Source organism: uncultured Acinetobacter sp. (assembly GCF_947624825.1).
Lineage (GTDB): Bacteria > Pseudomonadota > Gammaproteobacteria > Pseudomonadales > Moraxellaceae > Acinetobacter.
This window is the reverse complement of record NZ_CANQLZ010000101.1, coordinates 1-4,749: the sequence shown is the minus strand read 5'-3', so window position 1 is coordinate 4,749 and position 4,749 is coordinate 1. Positions and strand designations below refer to the sequence as shown.

The 4,749-nt window shown below is 38.2% G+C and carries 5 protein-coding genes; all 5 read left to right on the top strand.

Annotation, left to right across the window (positions count from 1 at the left end):
• On the top strand, positions 1 to 387 hold a 387-nt coding region (locus Q0017_RS13290), incomplete at its 5' end, for a hypothetical protein (RefSeq protein ID WP_298147785.1).
• A gap of 73 nt (positions 388 to 460) precedes the next feature.
• Positions 461 to 922: a hypothetical protein gene (locus Q0017_RS13285; RefSeq protein WP_298147782.1), complete on the top strand. Its 462-nt coding sequence runs from the start codon at positions 461 to 463 to the stop codon at positions 920 to 922.
• Positions 923 to 1,033: 111 nt separating this feature from the next.
• Positions 1,034 to 2,695 carry a major capsid protein gene (locus tag Q0017_RS13280; RefSeq protein WP_298147779.1) on the top strand — a complete coding sequence of 554 codons (1,662 nt, stop codon included), beginning with the start codon at positions 1,034 to 1,036 and terminating at the stop codon, positions 2,693 to 2,695.
• A gap of 10 nt (positions 2,696 to 2,705) precedes the next feature.
• Complete coding sequence (locus Q0017_RS13275; protein WP_298147777.1) at positions 2,706 to 3,497, top strand: hypothetical protein; 792 nt, start codon at positions 2,706 to 2,708, stop codon at positions 3,495 to 3,497.
• Positions 3,498 to 3,621: 124 nt separating this feature from the next.
• The gene (locus tag Q0017_RS13270; RefSeq protein WP_298147774.1) at positions 3,622 to 4,572 is read left to right on the top strand and encodes a hypothetical protein; all 951 of its coding nucleotides are present in this window, start codon (positions 3,622 to 3,624) and stop codon (positions 4,570 to 4,572) included.
• The last annotated feature ends 177 nt before the right edge of the window (positions 4,573 to 4,749 follow it).

Below are 4,749 nucleotides of genomic sequence, written 5' to 3'. Positions count from 1 at the left end.
GTGCTCTTCATCGTTATTTCCGTGCTCATCGTTAGGAGGCTTTTCATGCATTTGATCGGTTTGTTTGACAAAAAAGCAGAGAAATTTATTAATTATTTTCCTGCTCCAACTTTGTTGGTTTGTGTTCGTTCGCTTTTGGATAATTCCGAGATTCGGAAATATTTGAATGATTTTTATGTTGCTGATCTTGGCGAATTTAATGACGACAATGGTAATTTTATGCCTAATATTGATGTTGCTGCTTTTTGCAATCCAACTCCTCTTGTCGACTTTTTGAATGTCAAGTGTTCGGTTGAGGACGTAGCTCGGGTTGCGCGTGCTTTTAAAAAGTCTGGCTCTGATTCTTTTGCCGACTGGTTGAAGGACTTGAATATTGTTGTTGATTAATTAACGAAAGGCGAAAGGCCCGACCTCTGGCCTCGCCTTTCGCTAACTTCCTCTTTTAAGACTAAAGGCTTTTATGAAAATTTATTCTATTTATGATCAGCCTCCTAAGGTTAAAGTCAAAAACTCGGGAGAAATGATTACTTCTCAGGCTTTTGCTGAATCTAGTAGGATTACTTCAATTCTCAAGCGTTATCAGAACTTGGGAATTGACCCATTGGAAACTATGCCTACTCCTCAATTTAAGGATTTGTCTAATGTTCAGTCTTTGGATGAGGCTTTAGATCATTTGGCTGTTGTCGATGAGTATTTCATGACTTTGAAACCAGAAATTAGAGAAGAGTTTGATAATGATTCTCGGCGTTTTCTTGAATTTGTGACTAATCCAAAATATCAAGAAGAAGCCATTAAACGAGGTTTTGTTTCTGGTTCTGCGATTCCTCGGGATGAGCAGAAACAGCCCCAAGAATCTCAAGAAGTTGCAGAAAAACAACAGATACCAAATAAAGAGGATGGATTAGGTGATAACCCTGCTTAAAAGTGTCAGGTCGTGGATATTCCTCTACTTGATGTGATATATACACGACTGACACCTAAGCAGGGAAAACCCTAACTAAGAGTTATTCACATTTTATAGGAGTTTTCCCTAATGTCAAAAAATACAGCTCGTCCGCGTAATGTGGCAAATATGTTCGCTGATTTGGAAAAAACATCTATTCGGCGTTCCGTTTTTAATCGTTCTCATGGATACAAATCAACCTTTAATGGAGATTACCTTTATCCGGTTTTTTTGGACGAGGTTCTTCCTGGAGATACATTCTCCGTTTCTGCCTCGGCGGTTATCAGAATGACAACCCCTATTACTCCATTCATGGATAATGTTCGTGCGCAGATTCATTATTTCTTTGTCCCTAATCGTCTTGTTTGGGAACATTGGGAACAGTTCCTTGGAGCGAATAAAACTAGTTCCGGAATTGAGTCAACTAGTTATCTTGTTCCTTATGTATCGATACCGGCTATTACATTAAATTCGGGTGATATTTGTGATTATTTTGGATATCCGCCTGAAACAAATAAATCTAAACCTAGAGTTCTTCTGAGCGCTCTCCCTTTTAGAGCATATAACCTTATTTGGAATGAATGGTTTAGAGATGAAAATTTACAAGATCCTCTAAGTGTTCCTTTAGGAGATGGCCCTGATGATAAAGATGGTATTTATGCTTTAAGAAAACGTAATAAAAAGCATGATTATTTTACTTCTGCGCTTCCTTGGCCACAAAAAGGGCCTAATGTTTCTTTATTGGATGGTTTTTCGTCTGGTCAAGGAATGATAGGTTTAGATAATCCAACTTATACTACAGTTTCTGATGTCCCAGATAATAAATTCCATCATCAAGTATTAGGCGCTACTACTTCAGCTTCTACTAATTCTTTAAATCTTCAATCTTTACAGTGGAACGAAGATGCTGACGATGAATTTTTGGCCAATCCTGTAGCAGTTAAATCTATTCAAGGTCGTTTAACTCTTGGTAATGGAACAGAAAATATATTTTCTATTAATAACATTCGAGAAGCTTTCCAAGTCCAGAAGTTTTATGAACGTTCGGCCCGTGGTGGAACACGGTATACAGAACTCATTAGGTCTTTTTTTGGTGTTGTTTCTCCTGATGCCCGTTTACAGCGTCCCGAGTTCCTCGGCTGTCAAACGTTCAATTTGCATGTTAACCAAGTAGCTCAAACTTCTAGTTCCGATACCACTTCACCTCAAGGTAATTTGAGTGCGTTTGGCCTGTTTGCAGGAACTGGTAGAGGTTTTAATAAGTCTTTTGTTGAACATGGTCTTATTATTGGACTTTTGTCTATTACGGCTGATTTGACCTATCAACAAGGTATTAATAGGATGTTAACTAGAAGAGAAAAATTCGATTATTATTGGCCGACTTTTGCACATTTAGGTGAGCAACCTGTATATAACTATGAATTATATGCAGGCTTAGAGCATGAAGAAAATTTGAAAGTTTTTGGTTATCAAGAGCGTTATGCTGAATATCGTTATTATCCTTCAATGATTACTGGATTAATGCGTTCTGATGTTTCTGAGGGTAATCAATCTTTAGATGTTTGGCACTTAGCTCAAGAATTTGAAAATAGGCCATTATTGAATTCTGATTTTATTGAATACAATACCCCGTTTGATCGTGTTTCTTCTGTTCCTAGTCAGCCTATATTTTTCGGTGATATTTGGTTTAATGAAAAAGCCATTAGACCAATTCCGGTTTATGGTACTCCTGGTCTTGTAGATCATTTCTAAGGTTTTTCTTATGTTTGGTTCTATTTTAGGTTCTCTCGGCAGTGTATTTTCTAGTGGTGCTTCTTGGCTTGGAAGTGCTGCTGGAGGTCTGTTTGATTGGATTGGTTCAAATGGTTCTTCTCTTGGAGGTTTAGGTTCTCTTGCTTCGGGAGCAGCTTCGCTTGGCAATTTGTTGATGTCACCATCGACTGGTTCTCAAATTAATATGCAGCTTAATGCTCAGAAAGAACTAGCTGCTTATCAAAATGCTTTGAATGTCTATGATTATCAAAATAGGCATCAATGGGAAGTTGAAGATCTTAAAAAAGCTGGTCTGAATCCGATTTTAAGCGCCAACAGTGGTGCTTCTCTTGCTTCAGGTAGTGGAGGCTTAGGCAGTTCTGTAATGTCAGCTGAACAAGCTAAAGCTCAGCGAATCGCGAATTTTGTTCAAGCTATGCAGGGAGTATCTCAGAGTTTCCAGCAGTTAGCGAATGCGAAATTGTTGAATGAGGAGGCTGAGAATAAAGTTTTGTCTCGTGATTTGATTGCTGCTCAAACTGCTCAAAACTTGTCTAATGCTCGATATATTTCTACTATGTCAGATATTGAGAGTAAGTATGGACATTACAAGTACTCACCACCGATATCACATCAAATTTATCGTGATTTAGGAGCTCAAGAGGCATTTAAATATATTGGTGATTTTATTCGTGATGGTTTAGGTTATATATCTAAACCTGATTCGGAGTTTACTCGTAATGATAAAATTGATCGTGGTCATTATGAATTAGATATCAATGGTGTTGGTTCTCGTTATTAGGAGATTTTTATGCGTAGACGTGTTTTAAAGAGGAGAGTTTCTCGAAAGAATTTTAGGCGTCATTTAAAAGTTAGTAGATTAAATGTTGCCCGTCCGTTCCGTGGAGGCATAAGGCTGTGATTAAATGGCTCGTTGCTCTAATCCTATCTCTATGTTTCTTGGTTATTCTGTGGAAGATGGAGTTTATAAGCCAGTTCGTCGCTTCTTCCGAAAACACGACGATAACTTATCCAACAGACCCGAGAAACAAATTAGCGAGCGTTTTTTAGGTAGTAATGGAGTTTGGGTAATGCTTCCTTGTCGTAGGTGTTTGCCTTGTCAGATAAATTATGTAAAGAACTGGTCTACTCGTGCATATTTAGAGGGTCTCTGCCACTCGGATAGCGTTTTTTTAACGTTGACTTATGATGAGGAGCATTTACCTAATCCGCCTGTACTGGTTAGGAAAGATTATCAGGATTTTTTAAAGCGTTTAAGGAAGAGACTTGATAAACATATTAGAGTCTTTGGATGTGGTGAGTACGGATCCGTTAACGGTCGTCCTCATTTTCACTTTATCCTTTATGGTGTTTCTCTTGTCGATCTTAATCCTGTTCAAGCTTTTAGACCCAAGGGAAACCTTGTATATTCTTGTAAGCTTATCTCTGATATTTGGCCTTATGGCTTTCATAGTGTCGGTTCTGTGAGTATTCAAACTTTGAAATATGTTGCTAGATACACGCTTAAGAAACAAAGCCCAGAAGGTTTTGATGTCGATTCTGATTTTCCTCGGCCTTATCTTATTACTCCTAGACGCCCCGGCCTTGGTGTGCCATTTCTTCAAAAATTTTCTTCTGACCTAACTAAAGGTTTTGTAGTCGTTGACAGTAAAAAGGTATCTATTCCCCTATTTCTTCGTCAACGTTTGCAAAAAGACAACTATTTAGATTATCTTAAGGTTGAGTCTAAACTTTTGGAGTATCGTCAGAAGCAACCAGATTTATATGACAAGGAGGTTTTCGATCAATTCTGCGTTGATATCGCACGTGAAGATGAGTATTATACTGAGAAATATTCGTCTTATGATCGCTGTTAATATTTACTATTTTGTTGAGGTGTTTTAATGCCTAGAATGAGAAACCGTAAAGCCACTCGACGGGCTTTTAACAAATTCAGTCGAGGCCGTGGCTCTCGCCGTGCTCTTCATCGTTATTTCCGTGCTCATCGTTAGGAGGCTTTTCATGCATTTGATCGGTTTGTTTGACAAAAAAGC

Excerpts from the sequence above, each read along its gene's own strand:
- Q0017_RS13285 (WP_298147782.1), top strand. The coding sequence starts at position 461 with ATGAAAATTTATTCTATTTATGATCAGCCTCCTAAGGTTAAAGTCAAA.
- Q0017_RS13280 (WP_298147779.1), top strand. The coding sequence starts at position 1,034 with ATGTCAAAAAATACAGCTCGTCCGCGTAATGTGGCAAATATGTTCGCT.
- Q0017_RS13275 (WP_298147777.1), top strand. The coding sequence starts at position 2,706 with ATGTTTGGTTCTATTTTAGGTTCTCTCGGCAGTGTATTTTCTAGTGGT.
- Q0017_RS13270 (WP_298147774.1), top strand. The coding sequence starts at position 3,622 with ATGGCTCGTTGCTCTAATCCTATCTCTATGTTTCTTGGTTATTCTGTG.